Below are 25654 nucleotides of genomic sequence, written 5' to 3'. Positions count from 1 at the left end.
TCATTATCGCAGGGTCTTTCGGTAGCTATCGCAGCGGGCGCGGAGGGTGCTGAGCGTTTTTGCATGCGCGGGGACGTTTGCAAGATCGTGTTCCTCCTGCGGGTCGGTCTGCAGATCGAAGAGCTGCTCCAGCGGGGGTTGCTCCTCGGTGTAGCGGATGTACTTCCAGCGCTCGGTGCGGACTCCCTCGCTCTTGGGGATCGGCTTGCGCGGCGGGTCGGTGTTGTAGGTATGCTCGTAGTACCAGTCGTCGCGCCCCTTGGCCTTGGCGTTGCGTAGGATCGGCTGGAGGTCGCGGCCCTGCATACTTTTCGGGATCGGGACGCCCGCCATCGCGAGAATTGTCGGGGCCAGGTCGATATTGAGGGCCATCTGCGAGCGCCGCCCTTGGGTGGACCGTGGCAGGCGCGGGTCGCGGATGATGAGCGGAACATGGATCGACTCCTCGTACATCAGCCACTTGCCGTCGAGGCCATGGGCACCGTCCATCGTGCCATTGTCTGACAGGTGGATCACGACCGTGTTCTGATCCAGCCCCTGCTCTTTGAGCGCCCGGCAGATCGCCCCCACGGCGGCATCGGCGCGGCTGGTGTAGGCGTAGGTCTTGCGCAGCGCCGCCTGGAAGGTCGCGGGCTTCTCAAACCACTCCGGAGTTGCTCCCAGGCTGCTCTTGACCTTCTCGGGGAGGGCCTCAAACGACTCCCTGCTCAGGTTCTTTGGCGGCGGAATAGTCGCGTTGGTGTAGGGGTCTTTGTACTCTGGGTCGAAGTAGTCCAGCGGCCCGTGCGGCTCCTTCAGCGCGACAATCAGGCAGAACGGCTGCTCGGGCTTTGATTTTGTCTCTTTCAGAAACGCGACCGCTTTCTCAGTCATGATGGTGGTCAAGTAGCGTGGCTTGCCCTCGACCATTTGTTTAAAAGCGATCATCTGAGGGAAGCCATACCAGAGGTCGAACTGATCGGCGGGCAGAGCCAAGGCGCTATTGGGCTGCGGTGCCCCAATGGCGAACTTGCCTAGAAAGCCCGTGCGGTAGCCCGCTTGGCGCAGGAGCGCGGGGAAGGTCTGCTGCCACTGCGCGGCCGTGAGCGGGGTCTTGAAGTCCTCCACCCCATGGCGGCGCATGTGCTGGCCGGTGTAGAGGCTCGCGCGGCTACAGCAGCAGATCGCGGTGGTGACAAAGGCCTTCTCAAAGAGCACCCCCTCCGCCGCGAGCTGATCGATATGGGGGGTCTTGAGGACCGTGTTGCCAGTGCAGCTCAGGCCATTGTAGGGCTGGTCGTCGGTGAGAAAGAAGACGAAGTTAGGTTTGGTGTTCATCGTAGTTTCAAGACACAGGCAATCGGGCTTGGAGGGACGTTGGGAAGCGTCACTTGCAGGCCGTGGTCGGTCTGCTGGAACGCCAGCGAGCCGGGATAACCCAGCAGCTCGACGTACTCTACAGGATGCCCGCTGAGGGATTTGAGGGTAAGCGTGTTGCTCTCCGGCCAGCCCAAGGCCAGGGCGTAGAGCACGGAGCCGTCTTTTGCCTGGGTAAAGCGAATGTCCGAGGCCGTGAAGGCGAAGTCCTCCTTAAAGTGGCCCGGCTCGGTCTGGGTCTGGCCCTCGCCGTAGACTCTCCAGGGACGTGTCTCATGGATCGCTTGGCCATTGACCTCCATCCAGGCGGCCAGCTCGGCCAGAAGCGCCTCTACCTCGGGATCGAGCGAGCCATCGGGGCGCTGGATGACATTGAGGAGGAGGTTGCCGTTCTTACTGACCACATCGATCAAGGTGTGGAGAACCCACTTGGCGGAGCGGTACATGGTTCCCGTGTCGTTGGCCTTCCAGTCCGTATTGTAGAACCAGTCCCCAATCGATGTGTCGGTCTGCCAGGGAGCAGGCTTGATGGCGGCGAGCCCTCCACGCTCGACATCCTGCACCCCGATTCCCTCCACGTACTCGCCGTGGCCGGGGTTGTGGGTCCAGTCCTTGAGGTTGTAGACGGCATCGGGGACGGTGTTGTAAAAATGCGCGAGCAGGGTACGACCGACCTCGCCAAAGGGCAGGGCGCCGTCGGAGTAGAGCAGGTCGGGCTTGTACTGGTCCACCAGGTCCGTGATCCGGGCGAGCCAGTGCCGGGCCCAGCGTGGGTCGGTGCTGTACCAGGTCGTGTCGCCCGGCTGCGCGGGAAGGTGGTAGAGCCCCTGCCACTGCGGGTCTGCTCCGTCGTAGGGGACACCGGCAAGCGGCCCGGTCTTGTCGCTCCCATGGCTCCCCTGCCACCACGTAAAGCTCGCCCCAAGGTGCTCGGAGACCCCGAACTTGAGCCCGTGGCGCCTTGCCGCAGCCTGCCACTCCCCGACAATATCCCGCTTTGGCCCCTGTGCGGTTGCGTTCCAGGGCTGGTGGGTCGAGCGCCAGAGATCGAAGTTGTCGTGGTGGACTCCCATGCTCACAAAGTAGCGCGCCCCCGCGGCCTTGTAGAGTGCCATCAGCCGCTCGGGATCGAAGCGCTCGGCTCTCCAGAGGGGAATAATGTCCTTGAAGCCAAACACCGACGGGTGACCATAGGTTTTTAGGTGGTGCTCGTACTGCTTATGACCTTGGTGGTACAGGTGCCGGGCGTACCAGTCGCCGAACATCGGAACCGCTTGGGGGCCCCAGTGTGCCCAGATTCCAAACTTTGCGTCCCGAAACCACTCGGGGCACTGAAACGTGGTGAGCGACTCAAAGGTCGGCTGAAAGGTCTTCGTCGGTAGGGTACTCATGTTTCTCGACTTTCTTTGCGGGGGGCTCCCTGCAGGCGCTCATACGCCGCGAAGAGGGCATCGGGGCCGCCGACATTGCCGGGAAAGACCACGTAGAGCAGCCCCGGCCAGCGGCTCTCGTCGCCCAAGCGCCAGAGCGGGACGCCAGGGAGAATCGGGCCGACCACCTCTGCGCGCTTCACTCCCAGGGCCCGCGTGGCGATATCCGAGCTGGTGATCCCGCCCTTTGCCAGCACCCAGCGCGGCCGCACCGTCAGGCTCTTCACGAGCTCGACAAGCCGCCGGGAGAACGCCGCGCTGGTCGCCAGATCGCCCGAGACCACGGTGCGCGGAGTGTAGATCAGCACATCACGCCCCGCAGCAAGGGCGGCGCTCAGGCGCATCACTTCGTCACCGACTCTCTCTCCCCCGTCCTCGGGCTCCCCCTCCTTGCCTTTAGGGGAGGAGAGGTGATACTCCTCGAAATTCGCATGCGCTTGCAGATACGCAAGCTGCTCGGTGGTCTTAGGGACGTGGGAGCCGACTATTATCAGCCCGCCGGGGCCGGTGTCGCGCTCTGAGAGCGTGGCCAGCGGTGCGCTCGCTTGGCCCAGGCACGCGGCACCAAACGAGGCGGCGGTGCGGGCGAGGACACGCTTGCCACGGGCTTCCAGCAGGCCCACCGCCTCGGCGAGCGTGTGGACGTGCGCGGGCTGGTTTGCATTGACGATGCAGTAGGAGCGCGGCAAGAGGGCGGCAAGAAACTCCGCCGTGGCCGTGGCTCCGATCTCCAGGGTCGCCTGGGAGAGCGAGGCCACCGAGCCTGCCGGGACACGGCCCGCGGTCTTCTCTGCCACCCACTCGCGTAGATTGGAGCTACGAAAGCCAAAGACCGCATCCTGAGCAAAGGGGGTCTGGGCGGCGGGGGTGTCTCCCACGTAGTGGACATCATCGCGCGTGCGCCGCTCCCCCTCCTCGAAATAGGGGACAATCAGGGTGAGCTCGTGCGGCCCGAGCGCTTGGTCAAGCGCATCGGTCTCGGCGGGGAAGTGGCCGCGCAGTGTCGAGTCGCCGCGGGCGAGCACGCGGACGGGCGTCTGGGTCTGTGCGGACGCGGCTTTGAGATTGTGCCCGAGCTCTTCGTAGAGCGCGTAGGCAGCGGCGGTGGGCAGGGCGCGGGAGTTGGTCAGGACAAAGAAGCCCGCACTCCCCCGCTCTAGCTCCCGTGCCAGGGTTTCCACCGACCACTCCGTCAGCACCGTCACCCCCGCGACAGTCTGCGTGCCGGTCGGGTCATCGTCGAGAAGGATCGTCTGGCGCATGGCTTCTTGGCTACACAGTGTACACGAAACTCAGGCTTTAAAGCTCTTCAGCCGCAGGCTATTGACCACCACCGAGACCGACGAGAGGCTCATGGCGGCGCTGGCAAAGATCGGCGAGAGCAACCAGCCGTTGAACGGGTAGAGCAGCCCGGCGGCGAGCGGGATTCCGATCATGTTGTAGATAAACGCCCAGAAGAGGTTCTGCTTAATCGTGGTCATCGTCGCCTTACTCAGAGCGATCGCGTTTACCACCCCCTGGAGGTCTCCCTTGATCAGGGTAATGTCCGACGCCTCGATCGCCACATCTGTCCCCGTCCCGATAGCGATCCCGATATCGGCCTGGGCGAGCGCGGGGGCATCGTTGATCCCATCCCCGACCATTCCCACGATCTGTCCCATCCCTTGGAGTCGCTTGAGCTCCGCCACTTTCCCCTCGGGGAGCACCTCGGCGACCACCCGGGTGATCCCAACCTGCGCGGCGACCGCCTCCGCGGTCTTTTTGTTGTCCCCGGTCAGCAAGACCACCTCAAGCCCAAGCCGCTTCAGCCGGGCGATCGCGTCCTGGGAGGTCGGCTTGATCGGGTCCGCAACCGCCAAGACCGCGGCGAGCGTCCCCGAGACAGCGACAAAGATCGGGGTCTTGCCCTCCGTGGCGAGGCGCTCTGCCTCGGTGTGGGTGGCATCCGTGGCGATCCCCTGCTCCGCAAGAAACGCCTGGTTCCCGATCAGCACCACCTGGCCCTCGACCTGCGCCCGGACACCCCGCCCTGGAACGGCCTCAAATGCCTCCGCGGGGGGAATCGTCAGGCCTCGCGCCTTAGCGGCACCCACGATTGCAGCCGCGAGCGGGTGCTCGCTCAGGGCCTCGACCGCCGCAATAAGCCGCAGGATATCGTCTTCGGGCAGCGCAAAGGCAGTCAGGTTGGTCAGAGCGGGCTTCCCCTCCGTCACCGTGCCGGTCTTGTCCAAGACAACCGTGGTCAGCTTGTGGGCCTGCTCCAGCGCCGCGCCGCCCTTGATCAAGATGCCTAGCTGCGCTCCCTTGCCCGTGCCCACCAGGATCGCGGTGGGAGTGGCGAGCCCAAGCGCGCAGGGGCAGGCGATCACCAGGACGGAGACCGCATTGACAAAGGCCAGGGTGAGGCGCGTCTCCGCGGGGGCGAGCCAGAACCAGAGCACAAAGGTCAGCACAGCGATCGTCAAGACAACCGGGGTGAAGTACCCACTCACAGTATCGGCGAGGCGGGCGATAGGCGCACGGGAGCCCTGGGCATCCTGCACCAGCTTGACGATCTGGGCGATGGCCGTGTCCAGCCCGACATGGGTCGCTCTCACCTGGAGAGAGCCAGTCGTGTTCAGGGTCGCCCCAAAGACCTCATCGCCTCGCGCTTTGGCAACCGGCAGGCTCTCGCCCGTTAGCATCGACTCGTCCACCGAGGACGCGCCTCCCTCGACAACGCCATCGACAGGGATCTTCTCGCCGGGTCGCACGAGCACGAGCTCTCCCTTGGCCACGGCCTCGATGGGAATCTCCAGCTCGTTGCCCTCACGAAGCACGCGGGCGGTCTTGGGCTGGAGGCCCAGTAGCTTCTTGATCGCCTCACCGGTCTTGCCCTTGGCGCGCGCCTCTAAGAGCCTGCCCAGGAGGAGGAAGGTGATGATCGCCGCCGCCGCCTCAAAGTAGACCGCGGGCATGGCGGCATGGTGGGCGTGGCCCGACGGCTGAAACGCGGCGGGGAAGAGGGTCGCCAGCACGGAGTAGCCAAAGGCCGCCCCCGAGCCCAGCGCGACGAGCGAGTTCATGTCCGAGCTGCGGCTTCGGAGCGCCTTCCAGGCCCCACGGAAAAAGTGCGCTCCGCCGTAGGCAAGCACCGGTGCCGCCAAGAGTAGCTGCACGAGATTCATCCCGGCAAACGCGATCCTGCCATGTGCCATCGCCAGGGTCAGGAGCGGAACCGTGAGGCTCACGGAGACAGCAAAGCGGCGGGTGAGGTCTTTGAGCTCCTCGGCACGCGCCTTCTCTTCCGCCTCAAGGGCAGCCTCGGGGCGCTGGAGCAGGGACGCCCCATAGCCGGTGTCCACGACAATACCGATCAGGGCCGGGAGCGAGGACGCCGTGGGATCGAAGCTCACCCGCGCCCGGTGCGTGGCGTAGTTGACCTGTGCCTCCTGCACCCCCTCCGCCCGCGTGAGCTGCCGCTCGATCCGCCGAGCGCAGGCCGCGCACGACATCCCCTGGATGGCGAGGTCTACCGTTTCTTCCGCGCTGGCAGTCATTGTCTTTCTTTCTCAGAGGGCTCGTAGAACGTTTTGCCCGAGGAACAAGTCCTCGGGCTTAAGAGGGCGACGCTCGCCTTCGCGAGCAGTAAGTGTGGTTGGCTGCGTTTCGTATTTGTTGGCTGCGAAGGCAGCCGTCGCCCTCTCAAGCCCGGACACTCGTTGTCCGGGCCTCAGCGTTATCCCGGCTCTCAGGCCTCCAAGGCGGAGAAGCCGGCTTTTTCCACGGCAGCGGTGATCGCGCTCACCGGAGTGGCGTCCTCGTGCTGGATCGTGACACGCTTGGCATCCACGTCCACCTGGACCTCGCTGACTCCCGCGATAGCCCCCACGGACTTCTTGATGGCACTGGCGCAGCCCTGGCACTCGATCTCCGGGGCGGTAAAGGTCGTTATCTTCATGTTCTGTTCTCTCTTTCTCTATTTCAGGAACCGGCCAAGGACTGTCTTCACTTCCTCGACCAGCTGCTCTTGGGTCATGGGCTTGGCGCACTCGTGCTCGCTCTCGGTGCCGTGCCCGATCACACAGGAGCTGACATGCTCGGTGAGGAGCTCAACCCCGACACTATCCAGGGCGGAGCGGACGGCAGCGATCTGGGTGAGGATATCCACGCAGTAGCGGTCCTCGTCCACCATGCGCTGAATCCCCGCCACCTGTCCGGCGATGCGGTTTAGGCGCTGCTTAAGCTTACGACGAGCGTCTCCCTGGGGTTCCATAAAGGGCAATATACCCCCACCGGGTATAAAAATCAAGTGCAAAAAATACCCAGCAGGGGTATACTCCAAGAGAGAACCATGTCTCGCAAGCACACGATACTCCTTCTCGTCTTCGCCTTGATGACGACCTTCCTGGCTCCGGCCCGGCTCGTGCTCGCTTGCCAGGTTTCGTCGCAGACGAGCGCTTGCCCCATGCGGGCGGCGCGCCAGAAGGCAGAGGGCCGCGCTTGTTGTGCCCAAAAGGCAACAGCCCCGGGCGCGGCAATCTCCGCCCCCTGCTGCTGCAAGCTGCAGCCTGCCCCCGCCCCCCCGCACCTGCCTGAGGCAACGACCGCGACACAGAGCCCCGTTTTTGTACTGGGCACCATGCCCCCGTCACTCTCCGCGCCCGCTCAGGTGACGATTTGCCGCGCCTCTCTCGCCCTGGAGCGCTCGGCTCCCCGCGGCCCGCCGCTGCCCTTTGCGGCCCTACGCGCCCCTCCCGTCTTTTCCTAAGCCTTGCCACGTTTCGTCGCTTGCACGCCCCCCCCCGTGCTGACTCGTTTAGGAAGAGAAAATCATGTTAACCACACACCGTCTAGCCCTTGGTACCCTTGCTCTGGTCGCCCTTCTCAGCGCGCCACGCCCCACTCTCGCGCAGGTAGCCCCGGCACCGGCTGGCCTCCAGAAAACCCTGGGGAAGTACAGCCTTACCCTGCGTGTCCCCGCAGAGGGAATCTTTGCCGGGGAGCAGCTCGATATCGAGTTCCGCCTGCTAGATACAAGCAAGCTCGACCCCGTCTCCGGTGCCACCGGGGTCACGCGGGTACAGGCCAAGGCCATCGTCACCATGCCCGAGATGGCCGGCATGCCCGCCCAGAGCCCCAAGATCCACACCGAAGGGGTCCCCGGCGACTACGGCCTGGAGTGCTACTTCCCCCACGGCGGGCAGTACCAGATCGCGCTGAGCCTCACGATCCCCGGCGAGAGCAAGCCCCTCACGGCGCGCTTCCTGGTCGATGTCCAGGACGCCGAGGCGCGCCAGGGAAAGAAGCCCGCTCCCAAGCCGTACTTTGTGGAGCTCAAGAGTGTCGGCAGCGCCGAGGCAGGCAAGCCGGTGGAGCTGCGCTTCACGATCCGAGACACCAAGACCAAGGCGGTGGTAAAAGACTTCGATATCGCCCACACCAAGGTCTTCCACCTGCTCCTGGCAAGCCGCGACCTCTCCTGGTTCGCCCACGAGCACCCCGAGGCCCAGCCCGACGGCACCTTCACGATCTCCCAGGTCTTTCCCAGCGGCGGCGAGTACCGAGTCTACGCCGATGTGGCCCCGCGCGGTGCGGGCTCGCAGATCCTGGGGACGAGCCTCAAGGTCAGCGGTGCGGCTCCTAAGCCGGTCGCGCTGGTCCCCTCGGCGACAAAAAACACCGTGGACGGCATCACCGCAAGCTTCAGCGCGACAAACCCCATTCCCGTGGGCCGCAGCACCAGCCTTGCCTTCCTGCTCACCGATGCCAGCTCGGGTCAGCCCGTCACCGATCTGGAGCCGTATCTGGGGGCCTTTGGGCACCTGATGATCATCCACCAGGACGGCCAGACCGTGGTCCATAGCCACCCCGCCGAGGACGAGGCCGGCCTTGCGCAGTCGCGCAAGGGCAATGTTCTCTTCAACGCCCGCTTCCCCAAGCCGGGGCTCTACAAGGCCTGGGGGCAGTTCCAGCGCGCAGGTAAGGTCGTCACGATTCCCTTTGTCCTGAAGATCGGCGGTGCCAAGTGAGACCGCTCTTTACCCTACTCCTCGCCCTCGCCCTTGTCGCACCCGCCCTCGCGCACCCGCCCAAGGGCGCAAAGAAGGGCCCCAGCAAGGCCACTCCGATCTTGAAGCAGGCGCTGGATGCCAAGAAAAAAGGCGACCTCAAGGGCTACGAAGCGGGGCTCCTCGCCGCTAAGCGCATCCTCGCCGAGGAGGGGCGCTTTGCCTGCTGCATCAAGGGCGGCTGCGCGGAGTGCGCTCTCGAAGGCAACTGCGGCTGCGCGGCGAATCTCTTTGAGAAAAAAGGCGTCTGCAAGACCTGCCTGGAGGGCATCAAGGCGGGCAACGGGCGCTATGACAACCTGACACCCGACATGCTCTTTGAGCAGCTCATGGAGCTGGAGATGCCGGGCACTCTCGGCCCCTGGAGCATGAGCCGCGAGGGCTCCGGCACGAGCTGGCTCCCCGAGTCCAGCCCGATGTACGGCCGGATGAGCGAGCGCGGGAGCTGGCGCTTGATGCAGATGGGGCTTGCGGTCGGGGCCTTCAGCGCGGCGGGCGGCACGCGAGGCGAGTCGCAGACCTACGGCGCGAGCCAGTACATGCTCATGGGGCAGAAGCGCGACGAAGCGGGCCGCGTGCTTGGGCTGCGGGGAATGTTCTCCCTCGATGCGCTCACCAACGGCCAGCGAGGCTACCCGAATCTCTTCCAGACTGGGGAGACCGCGCACGGCCAGCCGCTCCAAGACCGCCAGCACCCTCACGACCTATTCATGGAGCTCGGTGCCAGCTACAGTGCGCCGCTTGGGGGAGGTGCACGCGGCTTCCTCTACCTCGCTCCCGTCGGTGAGCCCGCCCTCGGACCCGCCGCGTTTCAGCACCGCCCCTCGGCCTGGGACAACCCTGTCGCCCCCATCTCCCACCACTGGCTCGATGGGAGCCACATCACCTTCGGCGTGGCCACCGCGGGCGTGACCCTTGCGGACAAGTGGAAGCTCGAAGGCTCGGTCTTCAATGGCCGTGAGCCGGGCGAGAATCGCTACAACCTCGACCCGATCCGCCTCAACTCCTACTCCGGGCGCCTCACGCACAATCCCACCAAGGACATCAGCATCCAGGCATCGTATGGCTTTCTGAAGTCCCCCGAGGCGCTAGAGCCCGGTGTCGATGTTCACCGCCTGACGGTCTCGCTGATGCACAATAGAGCTCTCGAAAACGGCGACAACCTCGCCACGCTGCTCGCGCTGGGGCAGAACCTCAAGCACGGCGACAGGACCACCGCACTCCTGGCCGAGGCCGCCTACACCCACGGGCGACAGACCTACTTTGCCCGGGTAGACAGCGCCCAAAAAGACGAGCTCGTGGGGGTCCCCTCAGGGGTCTACCGTGTGCAGAAGCTCTCGCTGGGGGGTGTCCATAACCTGAAGCAGGACGAGCAAGGACAGCAGGGGATCGGGGCCTCGGTGGATCTCTACGCCTACCCCACGGCCCTGAAGCCCGCCTACGGCAGTGCGCCAGTCTCGGTGAATCTCTTCTACCGCTGGCGCTTCGGCAAGATGTAGCCGCTCTCCTCCCCCTTACAAAATCGTCGCATCGTGTGAAACGAGGAACCTGAGCGAGGCCTGAGCATAGGACTCCTCAGGAGATAACACAATGTTACGAGAAGTAAAGAGGATGCAAGGATGGACAGTCCATGCCCTCGATGGGGTGATCGGCAGGATAGACGAGCTACTCTTCGACGATGAGCAGTGGTCCGCGCGTTATCTGGTCGTAGAAACGGGGAGCTGGCTTGCAAAGCGCAAGGTACTGATCTCCCCGCTTCTCTTCCTGTCGATTGATGCGCAAGAAAAGACTCTAAAGGTCAACCTGACCCAGGATAAGGTCAAGAACAGCCCCGATGTCGCAACAGACCCGCCGATCTCACGCCAGTGGGAGGCAAACTACTCCGACTACTACGCCTTGCCCTATTACTGGGTAGAGAACACCCCCGCTCACTCGCTGGGCGACGATATCGCACGGGATCATGCCGCTGCCCACCTACGCAGCAGCCGAGAGGTAATCGGCTACAGCCTCTTGGCCACCGATGGGAGCCTGGGCCATGTCGATGACTTTCTGGTAGACGATGTGAGCTGGAAGGTGGCCTACCTTGCCGTGGCAACCAAGGACTGGTGGCCCGGTAAGAAGGTCCTGGTTCCCCCGCAGTGGATCGAGAGCGTCCGCTGGGCAGACCGAAGCGTGAGCGTCGGGGCAAGCCGTGAGCACCTCAAACACGCCCCCGAGTGGGAGACCGGCCAGACAATCACGGCGAGCTTTGAGGAGCTGCTCCAGGCCTACTACGCCTACAAAAGCCCGATCCAGGCACCCAATGAGAAGACCGCAAAGAGCTCGTTTATCGCGCTCTACGCCACCCACGCCGAGGCAGACGCGGCGATCCATGATCTTCAGAGGCAGGGCTTCGACATGACCAAGCTCTCCCTGATTGGCCAAGACCCGCACACCGAGGACGAGACGGTTGGCTACTACACCGCGGGGGACCACACGAAGGCCAGGGGCAAGACCGGAGCGTTCTGGAGCGGCATCTGGAGCGTGCTGTCTGGCTCGGCGTTCTTTCGGCTCCCTGGAGTCGGCCCGATTCTCGCGGCGGGCCCTGTTGTGGTGTGGATTGTCGGGGCGCTGGAGAGCGTGGCGGTGACCGGGGGACTCAGTGCCCTGGGAGGAGCCCTCTTTAGTATCGGCATCCCCCACGATCGGGTGATCGCCTACGAAACCCACCTGAAGGCGGGCAAGCTCCTGCTGGTCGCCCACGATGTCCAGGGCTCCCAAGACACCACGCGAATCGCCGAGGCCATAGAGCGCACGCAATGGAAATAACCTACCAGCAGGAGGCGCTCGTCGCGCTGCGTATCCGCTTTGCCGGAAGCGCCGCCGCCGACAACTACCACCTCACCGCCGCAGAGGGCAGCCGGTTCTACGCGGACTGGGAGACCTATCTTAAGGGAGGTAGTGTGCTTGGGGGAACCTACACCGTCAGCGAAGCGGAAAAGCCCATCTTAATCTCCCTTAACTTTAGCGTGATTGCCTATATCGAAAACGGGAAAGTCTACTAAACATAATGAAATACAAAGAGCGCGGGCTCCGCCTGAGTGTGGCCTTGGTGATTGTCACACTTGTCTCTAGCCAGATTCCGATGCGTGGCCAGGTCGCCCTTGGCTCGGCGGGCTCGTTCTACCCTGCGTCCCAGCCCGCCGATGGCTACCTGAGCGGCGCGACCGACAGCAGTGGCGGCTTCCTAGGCTTCAACGGCATCACCAATCGCAATGTGATCTCCGGGGTCGCCCTCGGGCTTCTTGGGCTGGGGCTCTACGAGAGTATCCGCACCCCCCATCCCAAGGCCCCTCCCTCGGGAGCCGCACAGGCCCTCACCAAGCCGATCTACGATGTGCTCAAAGACCTCCCCGCAGACTTCAGTGAGATCGTCAAGCTGATCGACAGCGCGGAGCTGGTGAGTACGCTCCGGGCGGAGGGTGCCTACACCTTCTTCGCTCCCTCGGACGTGGCCCTTCGTGCTCTCAGCGAGGCAGCACAGAACCAGCTACGAGATCCCGCGAGCAAAGCCACTCTGGTGCAGCTCCTCAAGAAGCACATCGTCGTGGGGCGATTTACCATCAGCGCTCTCCGTGCGCTCCCCGATGGCACCGCGCTAGAGACTCTCTCGGGGGAGACACTGACCCTAAGAAATACCGAGGGGATCCTTCAAATAGATGGCGTCGCTATCGTCCAGACAGATATCTTTGCAAGTAACGGCTGGATTCACCCTATAGAAAAGTTCATGGAGAGATAAATCCGCAGAATCTTTCAGAATTTCACGACGACAAGATGCATCACTTTTCTGTGATGCATCTTTATTTATTTTAAAAGGGAACCATACTACCAAAACCAGCATAGGACTTTCACTTGGGAACTGTAGCTCGAACTGCAATCCAGAAATCAAAACAAAGACAGAAATGTCATCCATTGAAAGCACCTTAACTATGTTTTTCCGTACTTTAAACCTGAGCCGCGCATTCCTGAGTACCTTTGCAGTATCTAGCCTCTTAATGGCGACGTCTGCACACGCACAAGTAATCGCAGGCAACCTGACCACCCCTATTGCTGCTGCCTTTGGAGCAGGCGTGACCGTTGTGGGAAGCGGAGCGGGCCAAGGAATCCTCCAAGCGGCTCCCTTTGCCCTCCCGGTCTTTGGGACGCCCAAGACGATCCAGTTTACGACAGCAGGAGATATCTTCCAGTTCAATAACCTACCTGCATCGGGCAATGGCATCGTCACGGGGCTAAATACCATCGTGAACTTCACCGTGAGCCCGGGAGCGGTCGCCATCGGCCCCCTGAACTTCTCAACGGAGTACAGCTACGATGCCGATATCACGATCCTAGGACAGGATGGCACGCGTGTGACGTATAACCCCACCGGAGCCCCGACCTTCTCCTTTGGCGGCTCGATCTACCGGGTTGACCTGAACGCGACACAAGCCTCCAGCCAGGGGACGCCCACCTCGCTGAGCAATAGCACGATCACGGGCTCGATCACCAACCTGACCTCGACCGCCGCACCGGAGCCCGCCACCCTAGCCTTCTTGATGCTGGGAGGAACCTTCGTGATGCTCCGCCGCCGCAAGCAGTGAGACCATAAAACCCAAACCACTCTGGGCCAGCTCAAGGGCTGGCCCAGTGAGGCACCAACCTATGAACATTCTGATTCACCTCGAAGAGATCCTCATCGCCCCCCTCACCGAGCGGGCCTGTGATCCCACCTCACCCGTCGCACACTGGATCCTTCCCGCCCGGCTCCGCCTGGGAATGCGACACCTGCTACGGGACCTGGCTCGCACCGGCAATGTCCTCACTCTCTATAGCTCCGGGAACCAGAGCCCCTACCTGATCCGGCTGTGGTGCTTTTTAGTCGGGCTCCCTGTCCAGCATGTCGTCCTCAATCCCCCTTGTCTTGGGCAAGACCTAACCCTGACCGGCACTGCGGGTGCCCCAGAGTGCCTGCACCAGATTCGGCAGGCCTGTCTCAACTCCCCCGAGATACGCATTGTCTCCTGGGGCCAGACCTGCACCTAGTGCAAGGAAAATGAAAAACAACTATGATCGCGAAACGAGCACTTGGCTTCTCCCTTCTCCTCACAAGCGCGCTGGTACTGGGTCTCTCCAGCGCACGGCGCGCACAGGCACAAGTGGCCCTCCCCCCGGGAACCACCACCGGAATCCCCGTTCCGATTATCAGCGCGGGAGCTCCCCCTTTTGGCGGCTCTCTGATCCAGGAGCTCAGCTCTCCCATCTTTGGGACAAATATCGTCAACACGATCTCCGGGACGGTCACCTCGGCGGTCTTTCGGAGCCCGGCGGGCTTTCTGGACTTCGCCTACCAGTTCCGCTTTGACCCTACCACCAATGTCGCGCTGGATGCGATCTCGCTCTCCAGCTTCAAGAATATTGCGGGACTGCTGATCGCACAGACCAGCGACGATATCGACGGGGCGGCGGGGCTCCCGGCTGAAGCCGCAGGGGGAGCGCTCCAGGACTTCTTCGCGCCCGCAACGGCAACCGGCTCGTACTCGTCGGCCAGCCGCTCCAATGTCAATGGGGACGGCATCAACGCGACCTTTCTTACGGGAGTGACGGGCGGTGAGACAAGCTACACCTTCCTGGTCCGAACCCAGGCAACCGGCTTCTCCATCGGCGGCAGTGCATCGGTGCAGGGCGGGGGAATCTCCGCGTTCACACCGGCCCAGGGAGCGCTTGTCCCCCTCGCCGCCTCCGCTCCCGAGCCGGGGACACTTGCCCTGATTGCCTTGGGAGCTCTTGCGCTCGGTGTCGGAAGGCGAAGACCGTGAAGCTCCCGCTGCCTCTTGCGCCTCTGGAGCGTGTCGCGGTTATCGGCAACCACACGCCACGCCAGTGTGGGATCGCGACCTTCACCGGCGACCTCACCGCGGCCATTGCCCAGCGCTACCCCGCCCTCGACTGCTTCACGGTCGCGATGAACGACCGGAGCGAGGGCTACCACTATCCTCCCTCGGTGCGCTGGCAGGTCCAGGCAGACTCCCTGGAGTCGTACCACCGGGCGGCGGCCTTTCTGAACAACAGCAGCGTGGATATTGTCTGCCTCCAGCACGAGTACGGCATCTTTGGCGGCTCGGCGGGCAGCCATATCCTCACCCTCCTGCGCGCGCTCCGCCTCCCGATCGTCACCACCCTCCATACCATCCTACGCACCCCCACCCCCGAGCAGTGCACCGTCATGGCCGAGCTCACGCGCCTCTCCGATCGCCTGGTTGTCATGAGCCAGCGGGGAGCACAGTTTCTCCAAGAAGTCCATGGGGTCAGCCCGGACAAGATCGACATCATCCACCACGGAATCCCCTCCGTTCCCACGGTCTCCTCCGAGCACTACAAGGCACAGTTCGGCCTGACCGGGAAGCACGCTCTGCTCACCTTCGGCCTGCTCTCCCCCGACAAAGGGATTGAGAACGTGATCGCCGCGCTCCCCGAGATCCTCAAGCGCTTCCCGGAGACGGTCTATGTGGTCCTTGGGGCGACCCACCCGCATATCCTCAAGCAACACGGCGAGGTCTACCGCGAGAGCCTGGAGGCGCTAGCCGAGCGGCTCGGGGTTCGGGAGAGTGTCCAGTTCCACAACCACTTCGTGCCGCAGGAGACCCTGACCCAGCTCCTACGCGCCGCCGATATCTACATCACCCCCTACCTCAAGCCCGAGCAGATCACGTCGGGGACCCTCGCCTACGCCGTGGGCTCCGGGAAGGCGGTGATCTCGACTCCCTACTACTACGCCGAGGAGCTCCTCGCCGACGGCCGCGGTGTCCTCGTGCCCTGGCGCGACCCGGCGGCCATTGCCACCGAGGTCTGTGCGCTCCTTGGGGAGCCCGAGCGCCTTGCCGCACTCCAGCAGCGCGCCGCCCAGCTGGGCGAGGAGATGACCTGGCCCGCAGTCGCCGAGCGCTACCGTGTGTCGTTTGAGCGTGCCCGTGTCGAGAGAAGCGAGAGAAGACCGATCCCCTCCCCGCTTGCCCCTCTCCTCCCGGAGCTCAACCTGAGCCACCTGCGCCTCATGAGCGACGATACCGGGCTGATCCAGCACGCCAGCTACAATGTCCCCAACGCCGATGAGGGCTACTGCGTCGATGATAATGTCCGGGCGCTATTGCTCATGGCGCACCTGGAGGCGAGCGAGCAGAGCGATGCCTTGCTGACGACCCGCTACCTCGCCTTTATCCACCATGCCTTCAACCCGGAGACGGGGCGGTTTCGTAACTTTCTCTCCTACAACCGGCACTGGCTGGAGGCGCAGGGCTCGGAGGACAGCCACGGGCGCTCGCTCTGGGCGCTGGGGACGATGCTCGGGCGGACACGTAACGCGGGCTGGCAAGCCCTCTCCCACGATCTCTTTCATGCGGCCCTGCCCGTGGTCGAGGTCTTCACCAGCCCCCGCGCCTGGGCCTACACGCTGCTCGGGATGGACGAAGCCCTAGAGCGGGGACCTTGTGCGGAGACTCAGCGGCTCCGCGACACGCTCGCCCGGCGGCTCCTGGCGCAGTTTCAGCACAACGGCTCGCCGGAGTGGCCGTGGTTGGAGCAGAGCCTGACCTACGCCAATGCCCGCCTCCCGCAGGCGCTGATCGTCTCGGGCCGCCGGATGCAGCACCCCGAGATGGTGCAGATCGGCCTCGCCGCCCTAGAGTGGCTCACGACCGTCCAGCGTGCCCCCGAGGGCTGGTTCTCCCCGATTGGCTCCGAGGGCTTCTACCCGCGCGGCCAGACCCCCGCTCTCTTCGACCAGCAGCCCATCGAGGCCTGTGGGATGATCTCCGCCTGCCGCACCGCCTTTGAGGCCACCGGCGACCCACGCTGGCTCCCGGAGGCCCGTCGGGCCTTTGCCTGGTTTCTCGGCCTCAACACGCTCCAGCAAGCCCTCTACGACCCGGCGACGGGCGGCTGCGCCGATGGCCTGCACCCCGACCGACACAACAAGAACCAGGGCGCCGAGTCCACCCTCTCGTTTCTCCAGGCTCTCGTCGAGTTACAGACCCTCCTCCCACAACCGGAGCCACGGCTCCTCTACTGTATTCCCCATGTCCTTCCTGCCCACGATGGCACACCAAGCCGAAGAAGTCACTAATCCGTGGTCTAATGGAGACTCGTTGCATCGTAGACGAGGGGTGCAAAGACCTCGATAACAAGGACGTGCAACATGAGCACAATCAGAAAAGCGGAAGAGACACTCCGGCAGAGCGACGGGATTATTCAAGCCCTACTGGAAGCAGCGCCCGACGCCATGTTAGTGGTCGATCCCTCCGGTAAGATCGTCTTGGCGAACGCGCAAGCGGAGACACTATTCGGCTACGCACACGAGGAGCTCCGAGGTCAGCCCGAAGAGGTACTCATGCCCCCCCGCTTCCACAAGTGGCAGATGGGTAGCGAGAAGGAGCTCTGGGGACAGCGCAAAGACGGCACGGAGTTCCCTGTCGAGATCAGCCTCAGCTCTCTCGCTACCGAGCTCGGCCCCCTTGTCTTCAGCTCGATCCGCGATATCACGGAGCAAAAACAACGCGAGACCGAGCTGCGCCTCAGTCGCCACTCCCTGCAAGCCGCGCTCGATGTGGCGAACCTGGCGGCCTGGGGCTGGGATGAGGTCTCGCAGGCAAAGCTCTGGACAGCACAAACCAAGGCGATCTTTGGCCTGCCTCCCGAGGTGGAGGTCACGAGACCACTCTTCCGCTCTTTGCTCCACCCCGACGATCTGCCGCGCTACGAGCAGGAGTGGGCGCGAGCCATCGATCCCCGTGGGAGCCATACCTACGACCTTGAGTACCGAATCCGGCGGACCAGCGACGGTGCCGAGCGCTGGATTCGCACCCGTGCCGCGGTCGAGTTCGAGGGAGACCGGCTGGTCCGGGTGATGGGAGCCCTGCGCGATATCACCGAGGAGAGACTGGCAGACACCGCCCTGCGTATCTCCGAGATCCGCTACCGTCGCCTGTTTGAGACCGCCCACGATGGGGTCCTCCTGCTCGACCCGGAGACGCGCAAGATCACGGATGCCAACCCGTACATGACGACACTACTGGGCTATTCCCACGAGCAGCTTGTGGGAAAAGAGCTCTTTGAGATCGGGCTCCTCAGCGACGAAGAAGCCAGCCAGGAGATGGTGCGAAGGCTCAAGGAGACCCACCTGGTGCGCTACGAAGACCTGCCGCTCCGCAGCCAGGGAGGCCGCCGGCAAGAGGTCGAGGTGGTGGCCAATCTTTATGAGGAGAGTGGGCACCCGGTGATCCAGTGCAATATCCGTGACATCACCGAGCGTAAGGTGGCGCAGGAGCAGATCGAGAACCTCAACCTCCGGCTCCAGCGCGCGGTCGCCGAGGCGCAGCACCGGATCAAGAACAACCTGCAGATGCTCTCCGCCCTGGTGGAGCTCCAGCTTCCTGCCACGGGTGAGACCGTCCCCATCAGCGAGCTGAAGCGCATCGGGCACCACATCCGCACCCTCGCCGCCCTCCATGACCTGATGAGTGTCGATTCCCCGATCAGGTCCGGGCGGGACATGGTCTCGCTCAAGGCAGCGCTAGAGACCCTGGTTCCTATGCTCCAGGCGACCTCCGGGGGACGGATCATCCATGTGTTTGCGGAGGAGATGACGACCTCCCTGAAGCAGGGGAGCTCGTTTACGCTCCTGGTCAATGAGCTGGTCTCCAATGCCCTCAAGCACGGACAGGGAGCGATCACACTGGCGCTCACACGGCTTCCCGGCCCCATGGCCCAGCTTACTGTCCGCGACCAAGGCCCCGGGTTCCCTGCCGGCTTCGACCCTCGGGCCGCGGCCAACACGGGCCTAGAGCTGATCGAGAGCATGGGGCGCTGGGACCTGCGCGGGGAGGTCTCCTACGAGAACCAGCCCGACAACGGGGCCCAGATCACCCTGACGTTTCCGCTACCGGACCAAGAGGAAGCGCTCTCGTAGGCCGTTCCCCTGTCTTTCAGGGAACCTTGCGGCGCTTTGTTCATCTGGAAAACCAAGGATAAACAAACCGATGAAAACTCTTACCACCGTTCTCTGTCTGCTTGGCGTCAGTATCATGCCCAGCTTTATGGCACCTCCCGCCGCCTTCGCCCAGCGTGAGACAGCGCACCAGCGCCAGCCCGATTCCCTTCGCAACCGGAACCGAGGCTCGATCTCCTGGTCCGGCCACGTCGACCAGGTCATGGATGTCTCGTTTCAGCAAGGCCGCACCTGGACCAAGCGGATCAATGGCCGAAAAGGCAGCGGCGAGGCGGTCTTCTCCACGTCGATCCCCCGCAAGAGTGTCCACATGACGGTCAACCAGTCGCTCGGTCGGGGGAAGGTCTCCATTGAGGAGCAACCGAGCCGGAGCAATGGCTACACGTGTGTGGTTCGCATCGCCGACCGCCGCTCCGGCGGCGACCAGTACAAGTTCACGCTGACCTGGGACAACTAAAGGCAAGGCGCCGTGAAGAAACTCTCGCTTGAGGAGCTCTGGGACACTTCCTCCGACCCCTCGCTGCCTGTGGGAGTCTTCAAGCCAGAGCAGCTAGCTCCTCTCCCCCTCTCGGCGCAGCGCTACCTGAGCCATGCCATTGCGCCCGAGACCCCGCTGGCCTCGGCGGTGCGCCTGAAGATGCACGGGACGATCAAGCTACAGAGCTGGCTCTCGTTCCGTGCCGAGCAGGTCATCCGCTGGCACCAAGGCTTTATCTGGCGGGCGACGGTCTTCAAGTACGGCCTCCCGATTCGGGGCACAGATAGCTTGATCAACGGCCAAGGCGCGATGTCCTGGAAGCTCCTGGGGCTGGTCCCCGTGATGCAGGCAACCGGCCCCGACACCACGCGCTCCGCTATCGGGCGTGCACAAGTCGAGTCGGTCTGGCTACCGTCGGTGCTCTGCCAGCCCGATGTCATCTGGTCCCAGAGCGATGAGCTCCACCCCAACGCCCGTCGGACACTTCACGACGAGACCTCGACACTCCGGCTGGCCGTCGACGAGAGCGGGCGCCCGCAGAGCGCCTCCCTCCTGCGCTGGGGCAACCCCGATGGAATGGCGTTCCCCTACGAGAACTTTGGCGGGCTCTTTGAAGAAGAAAAGAGCTTCGACGGCTACACCCTCCCCACCCAAGTGCGTGTCGGCTGGCACTTTGGCACCCCTCGCTTCAAGACCGACGGCGAGTTTTTTCGCGCGACGATCGAGAGCGCACGGTTTCGGTAGAGATTGGAAAACCATGGAAACACCCCCTTTTGACAACAAGCACTCACACACGCTGGAGAGCATCTTCCAGAACCCCGTCCCTAGCGACCTCAAGTGGCACGATATTATCGGGCTGGTCGAGGCAATTGGCACGGTGAAGTTCAAGAACAACGGCCAGCTTACCTTCACGGTAAATGGTGTCCCCCGCATCTTCCACCGCGCTCTGGACAAAGACTGCGCCGATCCCCCCCAGACACTAGCTCTGCGCCACTTTCTGGAGAGTGTCGGTATCGGGCAGAACAGCGCCCTGGCGAGTCAAAACACCTCGCGCCTCCTCGTGGTCATCAGCCAGCACGAGGCGCGTATCTTCCACTCGGATGAAAAGGGAAGTGTCCCCCAGCGCCTCCACCCTCCCCACCCCGAGGCCCGCGAGAGCACGGCTTTCTACGCCACGATTGCGCCGCTCCTGGTGGGGGCAAAGGAGATCCTGCTGCTGGGCAGTGGCACGGGACACAGTAGCGCGATGGGGCACTTCATGGACTACCTAGAGACCCACCACAAAGAGACCGCTACCCATCTCGTCGGTGCCTTGACAGTGGACCTGGAGGCGCTCACCGAGGGGCAACTCCTCAAGGAAGCACGGGAGTTCTACCGGAACAGGGAACCGCTAAGCACACGCGATCATCAGGGCGTTGAGGTTGGATAGAACAATGACGAAAACAGATCTACAGGTACAGCAGGACGTGATGGCGGAGCTCAACTGGGAGCCGTCGGTGAACGCGACCCACATCGGGGTTGAGGTTGCCGGTGGCGTCGTGACCCTCGCGGGCCATGTCGGGAGCTACACGGAGAAGTGGGACGCCGAGCGCGCCGCCCAGCGTGTCTCTGGGGTAAAGGCCCTCGCCGTGGAGATGGATGTCAAGCTCGCGGGCTCCAGCAAGCGCAGCGATACCGAGATCGCCCGCTCCGCCGGCAATGTCTTAGAGTGGACCACCTACCTCCCCAAGGACAGTGTCAAGGTCATGGTTGAGAATGGCTGGATCACCCTCACCGGCGAGCTGGAGTGGGAGTACCAGGGTAAGGCCGCCCTCTCTGCCGTGCGCTCCCTCATGGGAGTCACCGGGGTCAGCGACCAGCTCAGCATCAAGCAGAGCGTCTCCGTGGACTCCGTGAAGACCGATATCGAGGCGGCGCTCAAGCGTCGTGCGGTCTCCGATGCCAGCAAGATCTTCGTGGAGGTCAGCGGGGCCAAGGTGACCCTGCGTGGCACGGTGCAGAGCTGGGCCGCCCATGAGCTGGCGCTCAGCTCTGCGTGGGGCACCGCCGGTGTCCACAATGTCGTCGATAATATCGCTGTCGCGTACTAGAGAAGGCTCGGAAAAGAGAGATCATGCAACCCATTATCAGCCGCGAGATTCGCCTGCGCTCCCGCCCGCAGGGGCTCCCCACTCCGGACAACTTCTCCTTGGAGCAGACCGAGCTTGGCTCTCTCCAAGACGGTGAAGTGCTTGTCCGCAACCTCTTTATGTCGGTCGATCCCTACATGCGGGGCCGGATGAACGAGGGGCAGTCCTATGTCCCCGCCTTCGAGCTCGACAAGCCCCTCAGTGGTGGCGCGATCGGTGAGGTGATCGAGTCCCGCGATGCCGCGCTCGTCCCCGGCGATATCGTCACCTCGGGCTACGGCTGGCGAGAGTACTTCCTGGCGGTCGCCCACGAGCTCCACAAGGTCGAGAATCCGGTGCAGCCGCTCTCCGTGTACCTCGGTGCGCTGGGCATGACCGGCATGACCGCCTGGGCCGGGCTGAGCCTGGTCGAGGTCAAGGCGGGCGATGTGGTCTATATCTCCGGCGCGGCAGGGGCGGTCGGCAGTGTCGCGGGGCAGCTCGCCCAGCTCCGGGGCGCTCGCGTGATCGGCTCGGCAGGCTCGGCGGAGAAAGTCGCGTTCCTCAAGACCGAGTGCGGCTTTGCCAGCGCCTTCAACTACCACGATGCGCCCGTGCTCGATCAGCTCCAGCGGGAGGCCCCCAGCGGAATCGATGTCTACTTCGATAATATCGGCGGGACAACTCTGGAGGCGGCGCTCTCGGCGCTACGGGTTGGGGGGCGCATTGTTGCCTGCGGAGGCATCTCCAGCTACAACAACACCGCCCCGGCCCCTGGCCCCAGCAATCTCTTTCTCATGACCACCAAGCGCCTCACCATGCGGGGCCTGATTGTCAGCGACTGGCTCGGCAAGCAAGGCGTCTTTGAGGAAGAGGTCGGCAGCTACCTGCGCTCGGGCAAGCTCCTGAACAAAGAGACGGTCGTGCAGGGAATTGACAAGGCGGTCGGGGCGTTTATCGGGCTCTTCTCGGGAGAGAATCTCGGCAAGATGATTGTCGCGCTCTCGTGACAGCTCCCTTCGACGACACCCAGCTTGCGCCATGACGGCGACGATACGCCGCGCTTTGGGGATCTTCTCTCGCATCGACGGTGCCCAGGCGGCGGCGGCCTTCACGTACTACGCGTTTTTCTCGCTGTTTCCGCTGATTGTTCTGTTTGTGACGGTCGCGGCGGCGTTTATCGACCGGGAGCAGGCGGGAGCCGCGGTGCTGGGCTATCTCAGGGACTACATCCCCATCACCGGTGAGCTCCAGCGCTCGCTCTTTGCGACACTGACGGGCGTGATCGAGGCGCGGGGACAGGCAAGTCTCTGGGCGACCGCGCTGCTAATCTGGGGGGCGCTCCAGTTCTTCACGACCCTGGTCACCGCCACGAACCGGGCCTGGGAAGCCCCGGCCTACCCGCTCTGGAAGCTCCTGCTCAAGAGCCTGCTGTTTCTGGGGGGAATGGTCGCGGCCGTCTTGCTGGGCGTGGCGGTGCCGGTGCTCACCCAGGTGGGACGCGGCCTGCTGCCCGGTACCGCGGTATTTCTGAGCCTGGGTCTGTTCTATCGCCATGCCCCCAACCATCGAGTGGCGCTCGCTCCCGCCTGGCTAGCCGCCCTGAGCGCGACCGTGCTCTTGGTGCTCTTGAACCGCTTTTTCATGCTCTATCTGGACAATGTCGTCCGGCTGAACGTGGTCTACGGGGCGATTGGGACAGTGATGGCGCTCCTGCTCTGGATCTACTTTGCGGGGACGGTTCTCCTCGTTGGGGCCTGCCTGAGCGCTGCCGGGCAAGCCCCCGAGGAGGCGTCTACGCCAGGCTAAGGTCGCCCATCTTGCGGTGCATGCTGGCCCGTGCCCGGAAGAGGCGGGACTTGATCGTCCCCATGGCGAGGCCGGTCTCGTGGGAGATCTGTTCAAAGGAGCGCGACTGATCGTAGTAGAGCTCACACAGGAGGCGCTGGTGGGCCGGCAGGGACTGGAGCGCCCGGGCGAGACGCTCACTCAGCGCGATTTTTTCCGTGCGCTCGATCAAGATAGTCGCCGGGTTCTCGCTCTCGTCGCCACGGAGAATCCCCTCCCCACAGCTCTCCAGGACACTATCCAGCGAGAGCTGCTGCGGCTGGCGCTTCTTGCGACGCCAGCTCTGGTAGACCTCGTTGATGGCGACACGCTTGATCCACCCCGGCAGGGTCTGGGTGTTGCTACAGGAGTTGATCACCCCAAAGACATGCAGGTAGATATCGGCAGCAAGATCCTCCGCATCGGCGCGGCTCGACGACATCCGAGAGGCGGTCGCTTGGATCACGGAGCGGTAGCGCCCCACCAGCTCATGGCGCGCCGAGAGGCACCCGTTCTGACTCTGAAGAAGAAGCGCGTCCACCGATTGGGTAGACAGCGAGGTTAGTGTTGCTTGCATGGTTGTTCTCCACCGCACAAAAGAAAAAATCAAGACAGCATCGTCAGGACGGAAAACCATCCCGAGACGAGGCAATCTTGACCTCAACTCTTGCATGACAATCATGGCCACACAAATTATTAGAAACTATCTGACTTTGATTTGGATTTTCCAGATCGAAGTGCGTGTAAACTCAGTATCACTCACCTCTTGTGCTTTGTCAAGGATAGTTTCGAATCATTTTTTCAAGTAAAAATTTCGTTAGCACGCACAATTTCAAGTGCTGTGTTTTTTAAAGTCTGGGATTTATCGCGCGACATCTTCTGAAGTCGGCGAAAAGCATCCGATTCGCTTAGGGCGAGACGCTCGCTCAGAATACCTTTGGCCCGCTCTACTAATTTTCGTGTCTCCAGGGAGTCACGTAGGTCCGTGTTCTCACGCTGGACTTCCTCCAGAACCTCAAAGCGGGCTAGGGCCGTGCGGACCGCGGGGGCGATCTGCTCGATCACCACGGGCTTGACCAGGTAGGCGCAGGCACCTGCACTAATGGCCTCTTTGACCAGGGTCTCATCGCTGTAGGCCGTCAGCATGATGATCGGCACCGGACGCTCGTCGGTGATGAGCCGCGCCGCCTCGATCCCGTTCATCCGGGGCATGTTGATGTCCATCATCAGGAAGTCCGGCTGGAGCTCGTGGGCAGCACGAACCGCTTGCTCCCCATCCGCCACAGCCTTGACCACCTCATAGCCCGCCGCACTCAGCGCACGCTGGAGCAGCAGGATAGTCATGCCTTCATCCTCGACGATGAGGGCTCTTAGTTTCACGGGCTCATTCATGTGTGTCTCTAGTATCCCCAGAATAGAGAGAGGGTTCCCCCTCTTTCAGGGAACCGCGCGAGCTGCCACTACATACGAGGGACATGAACGAGACCACCCACAAGAAGCCAAACACAAAACAAGCAAGTGAGACGCCCGACAACCCTGAGCTTGCGGCCTATGGTCTTGCCAATGAGCACGAGGACGCGCGAAAGCAAGAAGAAGAAATCTTTACGGAGCATGCCAAATCCCTTCTGTACAATGTCACCAATGCGGCGCGCGAGAAGTCTCACTACGCCTCTGATGCTACAAGAGAGAGAGCACAAGGTTCTGCAGAAAAACCAAAAAAGGCTATATAGGATAAGGAGCTCACAGCAAATACTTTCTAACTAAACTGCCCCTCGGTGAAATAGCATCTCACTGAGGGTATTTTTTTTCGACAAGAATAATAGGGAACCTGAACAGAGAGCGTGTCATAGGATTCACTATGAAAATTAAGAACTTCACCATGACTCTTCTGGCTTTAACCTCGGTAATTGCCACCTCACAAGCACAAGAGGTAATGCTCTCCGCCGAGAAGCCCTTCCGAATCGCGATTGGCACCTATAATCCCATGGGCTCGACCATCCGCCAGGCGATGGGCGCAACCCTTCCGATGCTCAGCCTCTCCTACGATGCCGGGAAGTCCACCGCGGAGAAGCCCATGATCTATGGAGTCTACTTCGACTTCGCCCAGAACCGCCACGCGGGCACCAATAACTCCGTGACCGCGCTGGGCTTCTCCGCACGCTACCTGAGCCGCGCTCCTGTCAGCAAGGCACGCTCGTTTGTGGGGGCAGGGATCGGCTCCTACAACATCAAGATTGGCGACTCGAACAGCAAGGTGGGCGGCAAGCTCTTTGGCGGCTACGAGCTCAACGACGGCTTCTACGCCGAGGTGGCCTACCACATCATCAACAAGGTCCACGGCGACGATCCCAGTGCGGCGGCGATCTCGATTGGCCGACGTTTCTAAG

The 25654-nt window shown here is 62.9% G+C and carries 27 protein-coding genes; 19 read left to right on the top strand and 8 right to left on the bottom strand.

Annotated features, from left to right (window positions below):
- Window positions 1-3: 3 nt before the first annotated feature.
- From HNQ39_RS12920 to HNQ39_RS12895, 6 genes are all read right to left on the bottom strand, one after another.
- Window positions 4-1317, bottom strand: coding sequence for a sulfatase family protein (locus tag HNQ39_RS12920; protein ID WP_184196445.1), 1314 nt, complete (start codon window positions 1315-1317; stop codon window positions 4-6).
- Window positions 1314-2747 carry an alpha-L-fucosidase gene (locus tag HNQ39_RS12915; protein WP_184196443.1) on the bottom strand — a complete coding sequence of 478 codons (1434 nt, stop codon included), beginning with the start codon at window positions 2745-2747 and terminating at the stop codon, window positions 1314-1316. Before HNQ39_RS12915 ends, HNQ39_RS12920 begins: the two co-directional genes overlap by 4 nt.
- Window positions 2744-4048, bottom strand: coding sequence for a four-carbon acid sugar kinase family protein (locus HNQ39_RS12910; RefSeq protein ID WP_184196441.1), 1305 nt, complete (start codon window positions 4046-4048; stop codon window positions 2744-2746). The genes HNQ39_RS12915 and HNQ39_RS12910 overlap by 4 nt, the downstream gene beginning before the upstream one ends.
- Before the next feature lie 30 nt (window positions 4049-4078).
- Window positions 4079-6325, bottom strand: a complete 2247-nt coding sequence (locus tag HNQ39_RS12905; protein ID WP_184196439.1) for a heavy metal translocating P-type ATPase — start codon at window positions 6323-6325, stop codon at window positions 4079-4081.
- Between the two features lie 191 nt (window positions 6326-6516).
- Complete coding sequence (locus HNQ39_RS12900; RefSeq protein WP_184196437.1) at window positions 6517-6726, bottom strand: heavy-metal-associated domain-containing protein; 210 nt, start codon at window positions 6724-6726, stop codon at window positions 6517-6519.
- An 18-nt stretch (window positions 6727-6744) separates the two neighbouring features.
- Window positions 6745-7041, bottom strand: coding sequence for a metal-sensitive transcriptional regulator (locus tag HNQ39_RS12895; RefSeq protein WP_184196434.1), 297 nt, complete (start codon window positions 7039-7041; stop codon window positions 6745-6747).
- Window positions 7042-7119: 78 nt separating this feature from the next.
- On the opposite strand from HNQ39_RS12895, the gene HNQ39_RS12890 reads away from it, so the two are divergent.
- From HNQ39_RS12890 to HNQ39_RS12810, 17 genes are all read left to right on the top strand, one after another.
- Complete coding sequence (locus HNQ39_RS12890) at window positions 7120-7536, top strand: hypothetical protein (protein WP_184196431.1); 417 nt, start codon at window positions 7120-7122, stop codon at window positions 7534-7536.
- Window positions 7537-7600: 64 nt separating this feature from the next.
- On the top strand, window positions 7601-8797 hold the full coding sequence (locus tag HNQ39_RS12885) for a FixH family protein (RefSeq protein ID WP_184196428.1): 1197 nt from the start codon (window positions 7601-7603) through the stop codon (window positions 8795-8797).
- Window positions 8794-10335: a hypothetical protein gene (locus HNQ39_RS12880; protein WP_184196425.1), complete on the top strand. Its 1542-nt coding sequence runs from the start codon at window positions 8794-8796 to the stop codon at window positions 10333-10335. Before HNQ39_RS12885 ends, HNQ39_RS12880 begins: the two co-directional genes overlap by 4 nt.
- A 112-nt stretch (window positions 10336-10447) precedes the next feature.
- The gene (locus HNQ39_RS29625; RefSeq protein ID WP_221289983.1) at window positions 10448-11644 is read left to right on the top strand and encodes a PRC-barrel domain-containing protein; all 1197 of its coding nucleotides are present in this window, start codon (window positions 10448-10450) and stop codon (window positions 11642-11644) included.
- A complete protein-coding gene (locus HNQ39_RS12870; RefSeq protein ID WP_184196422.1) occupies window positions 11635-11880 on the top strand; it encodes a hypothetical protein in 246 nt (81 codons plus the stop codon). The genes HNQ39_RS29625 and HNQ39_RS12870 overlap by 10 nt, the downstream gene beginning before the upstream one ends.
- Window positions 11881-11885: 5 nt before the next feature.
- Window positions 11886-12614: a fasciclin domain-containing protein gene (locus HNQ39_RS12865; protein WP_184196419.1), complete on the top strand. Its 729-nt coding sequence runs from the start codon at window positions 11886-11888 to the stop codon at window positions 12612-12614.
- 256 nt (window positions 12615-12870) lie between these two features.
- Entirely contained in the window at window positions 12871-13455 is a 585-nt protein-coding gene (locus HNQ39_RS12860; protein ID WP_184196416.1) for a PEP-CTERM sorting domain-containing protein, read from the top strand.
- A gap of 61 nt (window positions 13456-13516) precedes the next feature.
- On the top strand, window positions 13517-13897 hold the full coding sequence (locus HNQ39_RS12855) for a hypothetical protein (RefSeq protein WP_184196413.1): 381 nt from the start codon (window positions 13517-13519) through the stop codon (window positions 13895-13897).
- A 23-nt stretch (window positions 13898-13920) separates the two neighbouring features.
- Window positions 13921-14670 (top strand): PEP-CTERM sorting domain-containing protein, encoded by a 750-nt coding sequence (locus tag HNQ39_RS12850; RefSeq protein WP_184196409.1) that lies wholly within the window; start codon window positions 13921-13923, stop codon window positions 14668-14670.
- On the top strand, window positions 14667-16973 hold the full coding sequence (locus HNQ39_RS12845) for a glycosyltransferase (RefSeq protein WP_184196406.1): 2307 nt from the start codon (window positions 14667-14669) through the stop codon (window positions 16971-16973). Before HNQ39_RS12850 ends, HNQ39_RS12845 begins: the two co-directional genes overlap by 4 nt.
- 72 nt (window positions 16974-17045) lie before the next feature.
- A complete protein-coding gene (locus tag HNQ39_RS12840; protein WP_184196403.1) occupies window positions 17046-18815 on the top strand; it encodes a PAS domain S-box protein in 1770 nt (589 codons plus the stop codon).
- Between the two features lie 70 nt (window positions 18816-18885).
- Window positions 18886-19311, top strand: coding sequence for a hypothetical protein (locus tag HNQ39_RS12835; RefSeq protein WP_184196400.1), 426 nt, complete (start codon window positions 18886-18888; stop codon window positions 19309-19311).
- Between the two features lie 12 nt (window positions 19312-19323).
- Window positions 19324-20076, top strand: a complete 753-nt coding sequence (locus HNQ39_RS12830) for a DUF6920 family protein (protein WP_221289980.1) — start codon at window positions 19324-19326, stop codon at window positions 20074-20076.
- Between the two features lie 13 nt (window positions 20077-20089).
- Window positions 20090-20761: a hypothetical protein gene (locus HNQ39_RS12825; RefSeq protein ID WP_184196397.1), complete on the top strand. Its 672-nt coding sequence runs from the start codon at window positions 20090-20092 to the stop codon at window positions 20759-20761.
- A gap of 4 nt (window positions 20762-20765) precedes the next feature.
- The gene (locus HNQ39_RS12820) at window positions 20766-21422 is read left to right on the top strand and encodes a BON domain-containing protein (protein WP_184196394.1); all 657 of its coding nucleotides are present in this window, start codon (window positions 20766-20768) and stop codon (window positions 21420-21422) included.
- A gap of 23 nt (window positions 21423-21445) precedes the next feature.
- Window positions 21446-22450: an NADP-dependent oxidoreductase gene (locus tag HNQ39_RS12815; RefSeq protein WP_184196391.1), complete on the top strand. Its 1005-nt coding sequence runs from the start codon at window positions 21446-21448 to the stop codon at window positions 22448-22450.
- A 31-nt stretch (window positions 22451-22481) separates the two neighbouring features.
- The gene (locus tag HNQ39_RS12810; RefSeq protein ID WP_184196389.1) at window positions 22482-23249 is read left to right on the top strand and encodes a YihY/virulence factor BrkB family protein; all 768 of its coding nucleotides are present in this window, start codon (window positions 22482-22484) and stop codon (window positions 23247-23249) included.
- On the opposite strand, the gene HNQ39_RS12805 is transcribed toward HNQ39_RS12810, so the two are convergent.
- Together HNQ39_RS12805 and HNQ39_RS12800 are read right to left on the bottom strand one after the other, a co-directional pair.
- Window positions 23236-23844, bottom strand: a complete 609-nt coding sequence (locus HNQ39_RS12805) for an RNA polymerase sigma factor (protein ID WP_184196385.1) — start codon at window positions 23842-23844, stop codon at window positions 23236-23238. The two genes, HNQ39_RS12810 and HNQ39_RS12805, sit on opposite strands and share 14 nt — an antisense overlap.
- A 224-nt stretch (window positions 23845-24068) precedes the next feature.
- Window positions 24069-24659 (bottom strand): ANTAR domain-containing response regulator, encoded by a 591-nt coding sequence (locus tag HNQ39_RS12800; protein WP_184196381.1) that lies wholly within the window; start codon window positions 24657-24659, stop codon window positions 24069-24071.
- Between the two features lie 83 nt (window positions 24660-24742).
- On the opposite strand from HNQ39_RS12800, the gene HNQ39_RS12795 reads away from it, so the two are divergent.
- Window positions 24743-24997: a hypothetical protein gene (locus HNQ39_RS12795; protein WP_184196378.1), complete on the top strand. Its 255-nt coding sequence runs from the start codon at window positions 24743-24745 to the stop codon at window positions 24995-24997.
- 128 nt (window positions 24998-25125) lie between these two features.
- Complete coding sequence (locus tag HNQ39_RS12790; protein ID WP_184196375.1) at window positions 25126-25653, top strand: hypothetical protein; 528 nt, start codon at window positions 25126-25128, stop codon at window positions 25651-25653.
- The last annotated feature ends 1 nt before the right edge of the window (window position 25654 follow it).

Origin of the sequence: Armatimonas rosea (assembly GCF_014202505.1) — a bacterium.
In the GTDB taxonomy this organism is placed as follows: Bacteria; Armatimonadota; Armatimonadia; order Armatimonadales; family Armatimonadaceae; genus Armatimonas; species Armatimonas rosea.
This window is presented reverse-complemented; position numbering and strand designations above follow the sequence as displayed.

What these genes read in the sequence shown, in the direction of transcription:
- HNQ39_RS12920 (WP_184196445.1), bottom strand. Translation starts at nt 1,317, where the DNA reads ATGAACACCAAACCTAACTTCGTCTTCTTTCTCACCGACGACCAGCCC.
- HNQ39_RS12915 (WP_184196443.1), bottom strand. Translation starts at nt 2,747, where the DNA reads ATGAGTACCCTACCGACGAAGACCTTTCAGCCGACCTTTGAGTCGCTC.
- HNQ39_RS12910 (WP_184196441.1), bottom strand. Translation starts at nt 4,048, where the DNA reads ATGCGCCAGACGATCCTTCTCGACGATGACCCGACCGGCACGCAGACT.
- HNQ39_RS12905 (WP_184196439.1), bottom strand. Translation starts at nt 6,325, where the DNA reads ATGACTGCCAGCGCGGAAGAAACGGTAGACCTCGCCATCCAGGGGATG.
- HNQ39_RS12900 (WP_184196437.1), bottom strand. Translation starts at nt 6,726, where the DNA reads ATGAAGATAACGACCTTTACCGCCCCGGAGATCGAGTGCCAGGGCTGC.
- HNQ39_RS12895 (WP_184196434.1), bottom strand. Translation starts at nt 7,041, where the DNA reads ATGGAACCCCAGGGAGACGCTCGTCGTAAGCTTAAGCAGCGCCTAAAC.
- HNQ39_RS12890 (WP_184196431.1), top strand. Translation starts at nt 7,120, where the DNA reads ATGTCTCGCAAGCACACGATACTCCTTCTCGTCTTCGCCTTGATGACG.
- HNQ39_RS12885 (WP_184196428.1), top strand. Translation starts at nt 7,601, where the DNA reads ATGTTAACCACACACCGTCTAGCCCTTGGTACCCTTGCTCTGGTCGCC.
- HNQ39_RS29625 (WP_221289983.1), top strand. Translation starts at nt 10,448, where the DNA reads ATGCAAGGATGGACAGTCCATGCCCTCGATGGGGTGATCGGCAGGATA.
- HNQ39_RS12870 (WP_184196422.1), top strand. Translation starts at nt 11,635, where the DNA reads ATGGAAATAACCTACCAGCAGGAGGCGCTCGTCGCGCTGCGTATCCGC.
- HNQ39_RS12865 (WP_184196419.1), top strand. Translation starts at nt 11,886, where the DNA reads ATGAAATACAAAGAGCGCGGGCTCCGCCTGAGTGTGGCCTTGGTGATT.
- HNQ39_RS12860 (WP_184196416.1), top strand. Translation starts at nt 12,871, where the DNA reads ATGGCGACGTCTGCACACGCACAAGTAATCGCAGGCAACCTGACCACC.
- HNQ39_RS12855 (WP_184196413.1), top strand. Translation starts at nt 13,517, where the DNA reads ATGAACATTCTGATTCACCTCGAAGAGATCCTCATCGCCCCCCTCACC.
- HNQ39_RS12850 (WP_184196409.1), top strand. Translation starts at nt 13,921, where the DNA reads ATGATCGCGAAACGAGCACTTGGCTTCTCCCTTCTCCTCACAAGCGCG.
- HNQ39_RS12840 (WP_184196403.1), top strand. Translation starts at nt 17,046, where the DNA reads ATGAGCACAATCAGAAAAGCGGAAGAGACACTCCGGCAGAGCGACGGG.
- HNQ39_RS12835 (WP_184196400.1), top strand. Translation starts at nt 18,886, where the DNA reads ATGAAAACTCTTACCACCGTTCTCTGTCTGCTTGGCGTCAGTATCATG.
- HNQ39_RS12825 (WP_184196397.1), top strand. Translation starts at nt 20,090, where the DNA reads ATGGAAACACCCCCTTTTGACAACAAGCACTCACACACGCTGGAGAGC.
- HNQ39_RS12820 (WP_184196394.1), top strand. Translation starts at nt 20,766, where the DNA reads ATGACGAAAACAGATCTACAGGTACAGCAGGACGTGATGGCGGAGCTC.
- HNQ39_RS12815 (WP_184196391.1), top strand. Translation starts at nt 21,446, where the DNA reads ATGCAACCCATTATCAGCCGCGAGATTCGCCTGCGCTCCCGCCCGCAG.
- HNQ39_RS12810 (WP_184196389.1), top strand. Translation starts at nt 22,482, where the DNA reads ATGACGGCGACGATACGCCGCGCTTTGGGGATCTTCTCTCGCATCGAC.
- HNQ39_RS12805 (WP_184196385.1), bottom strand. Translation starts at nt 23,844, where the DNA reads ATGCAAGCAACACTAACCTCGCTGTCTACCCAATCGGTGGACGCGCTT.
- HNQ39_RS12800 (WP_184196381.1), bottom strand. Translation starts at nt 24,659, where the DNA reads ATGAATGAGCCCGTGAAACTAAGAGCCCTCATCGTCGAGGATGAAGGC.
- HNQ39_RS12795 (WP_184196378.1), top strand. Translation starts at nt 24,743, where the DNA reads ATGAACGAGACCACCCACAAGAAGCCAAACACAAAACAAGCAAGTGAG.
- HNQ39_RS12790 (WP_184196375.1), top strand. Translation starts at nt 25,126, where the DNA reads ATGAAAATTAAGAACTTCACCATGACTCTTCTGGCTTTAACCTCGGTA.